This is a genomic window from Brachyspira sp. (genome assembly GCF_050873525.1).
Taxonomy (GTDB): Bacteria; Spirochaetota; Brachyspiria; order Brachyspirales; family Brachyspiraceae; genus Brachyspira.
This window is the reverse complement of record NZ_JBNMIZ010000291.1, coordinates 1-2537: the sequence shown is the minus strand read 5'-3', so window position 1 is coordinate 2537 and position 2537 is coordinate 1. Positions and strand designations below refer to the sequence as shown.

At 30.8% G+C, this 2537-nt stretch carries 4 protein-coding genes; all 4 read right to left on the bottom strand.

The genetic code is table 11. The features are described from left to right. Positions 1 to 172 precede the first annotated feature (172 nt). From ACR0QS_RS12675 to rplS, 4 genes are read right to left on the bottom strand one after another with little or no spacing between them, the layout of a single operon-like run. The gene (locus ACR0QS_RS12675) at positions 173 to 655 is read right to left on the bottom strand and encodes a hypothetical protein (protein ID WP_432633816.1); all 483 of its coding nucleotides are present in this window, start codon (positions 653 to 655) and stop codon (positions 173 to 175) included. 19 nt (positions 656 to 674) lie between these two features. After that, positions 675 to 1124 carry a hypothetical protein gene (locus ACR0QS_RS12670; protein ID WP_432633815.1) on the bottom strand — a complete coding sequence of 150 codons (450 nt, stop codon included), beginning with the start codon at positions 1122 to 1124 and terminating at the stop codon, positions 675 to 677. A gap of 4 nt (positions 1125 to 1128) precedes the next feature. Beyond that, on the bottom strand, positions 1129 to 1953 hold the full coding sequence (locus tag ACR0QS_RS12665) for a sulfide/dihydroorotate dehydrogenase-like FAD/NAD-binding protein (protein ID WP_432633814.1): 825 nt from the start codon (positions 1951 to 1953) through the stop codon (positions 1129 to 1131). 30 nt (positions 1954 to 1983) lie between these two features. Beyond that, on the bottom strand, positions 1984 to 2457 hold the full coding sequence (rplS, locus tag ACR0QS_RS12660; protein WP_432633813.1) for a 50S ribosomal protein L19: 474 nt from the start codon (positions 2455 to 2457) through the stop codon (positions 1984 to 1986). Positions 2458 to 2537: the final 80 nt, after the last annotated feature.

Here is a 2537-nt window from a genome sequence, read left to right as displayed (position 1 = left end):
TATTTTAATTAAATAAAATTTTTTAGTTTTTTAAATTATCTGCTTATAATGTAGCAATTTATTTATAATAATCAAGTAAAATTTTTGTAAGTCCAAAGCCGAATGCGAACAGCGGCAATATTTTATTAATCTGTCATCGCGGTTTAAAGAGAGGCAATAAAAACAGAATTATCTATTGTATAAACACAATTTCTACAGTATAAGGAAATCTGAATTTCATCCTTGCCATAGTAAAAGTTATATAAGTTTTTGCGGTGCATTTTACATTTCTATTTCTTAAAGAAGTAAGAGCGGTGGAATAAACTTCAAAATATTTTGCATTCAAAATTACCGTTTTAGTTCGGGTTTCGTTTGCGGGAATTTTTAGGGATTCAACGGAGTTTGCCGTAGCGAATGTCTTGCCGTCCGTATTGATTAATTCTATTTCTATTTTTTCTATAGGCATTTCTTCGGGCAAATTATTCTTTATATCCAAAACGCATTCTAAAGTTATATCGCTTAAAGTCATGTTTTTTATTTTTGCGCTTCTAAAGGTTATATCGGGTCTGTTTTCTTCGATAAGTTTTCTTGAAAGTTCCCGAGCGTAATTTTGGGCGCTTTTGCATGATAAAATTAACGCTGATATAAATAAAGTTAAAAATATTATTTTCTTCATAATATAAAATCCTTATTTTCTATTTCAAATAATTTTTTAATAGTTTTATTAAATTTATTTTTCCTTTTGTCGCTTTCTTAATAAATTTATTTATTAATCCTTCTTCCAAACTCATAGATAAAAATCTGCCAGAAATATCAATATCAATTTTATATTCCACATTAAAAGACGCTTTCGGAATATTACTAAAAAATATATCGATATAATATAGTTTCAAATCTAATTTAATAATATTTTCTCTGCCATGTTCCAATACAAAAGAATCATAACAAATAAATTTTCCGATTTTATCTTTGGAAGTAATTTTGATTTCTTCGTTTACTATATATAAATCGCCCGATAAACTATCTATGGTTATGGGAGCTAAAAAATTATGTTTAAATAAAACATCGACTTCAAAAGTTATTTCATTTTCATCAATGTATTTAAAACAAATGTTTTTTAAATCTATATTCGGTTTGAAAATCAAATCATTAACCTAATTTTAAATTACATTCATGTTCTTCTTTTTTATACATAGCCTGTCGTTTCATTAATAAATCGAAATCTACCAAATGCCCGTCAAATTCAGGACCTTCAACGCATGCAAATTTAGTTTCTTTTCCAACCAAAACTCTACAGCAACCGCACATTCCCGTTCCGTCAATCATAATAGGATTTAGGCTAACCGTAGTCGGCAAATTATATTCTTTTGTAAGTTTTGCCACGAATTTCATCATTATTGCGGGACCGATTGCAATTACTTCGGAGATTTTTTCGCCTCTTTCGTAAACTCTTTTTATCATATCGGTGACAAGTCCTTTTTCTCCATAGCTTCCGTTATCGGTGCAAATTAAAGTTTCTTCGGAGATTTTTTTCATCATGTCTTCCATAATGATTAATGATTTGTCTCTCGCTCCCAAAATCGATATGACTCTATTTCCGTTATTATGATGAGCTTGAGCGATTGGATGCAATGGAGCGATTCCGACTCCTCCGCCAACGCATAAAACTATGCCGTCATGTTTTTCAATATGAGTAGGCTGTCCCAAAGGACCTATAACATCCATTATCTCGTCCCCGACTTGCAGCTCCATAAGTTTAGCGGTAGAATATCCGATATTTTGAGTCACTATCATAATAGTTCCATCGTTCGTATCGGCATCCGCTATGGTAAGAGGAATTCTCTCTCCGATTTCGTTTAATCTGAAAATAATGAAATTTCCCGCTTTACGATGTTTCGCTATATCTGGAGCGACAACTTTCATCATAAAAACTTTTTCCGACCATTGTTCTCTTTCTACTATTTTATAACCCATAAAAAAACCTCCGTTAATTTTTTAAACTTGTTATTGATTATTATCGGAAGAAACCGCTTCCGTATTATTATTTGTTTCGTTATTATTAGCATTTTCAATTTCTTCGTTTTCGTTAGATTCTTGAGCTTTAATTAAATCGGAATGTTTAGGAATTTTCACTCCGAGTCTTTCAATCAATCTTGCTTTCTTGCCGACTTTATTTCTCAAGTAATATAATTTTGCTCTTCTAACTTTAGCTTTACGAACAATATCCACATGGTCTATTCTTGGAGAGTTGATTAAAAATATTCTTTCCACTCCGACTCCGTAGGATATTTTGCGAACTATAAAACTTTTACTTATACCTTTTCCGCGAATTGAAATAACGACTCCCTCAAAAGCCTGCAATCTTTCTCTGTCGCCTTCAATAATTTTTACCCAGACTTTTACCGTATCGCCTATTTCAAAAGGTAAAATCGCTTCTTTTTTGTATTTTGCTTCCACTAATCTAATTTTCTGTTCCATTTATATTCTCCCGTTTATTAAAAATTTTTTAATTATTCTATTTTTTATGCTTGTTAAATATTTTCCAATTATTATAACAT

Bases quoted from the DNA above. Each gene is read 5' to 3' on its own strand.
- ACR0QS_RS12675 (WP_432633816.1), bottom strand. From the start codon at position 655: ATGAAGAAAATAATATTTTTAACTTTATTTATATCAGCGTTAATTTTA.
- ACR0QS_RS12665 (WP_432633814.1), bottom strand. From the start codon at position 1,953: ATGGGTTATAAAATAGTAGAAAGAGAACAATGGTCGGAAAAAGTTTTT.
- rplS (WP_432633813.1), bottom strand. From the start codon at position 2,457: ATGGAACAGAAAATTAGATTAGTGGAAGCAAAATACAAAAAAGAAGCG.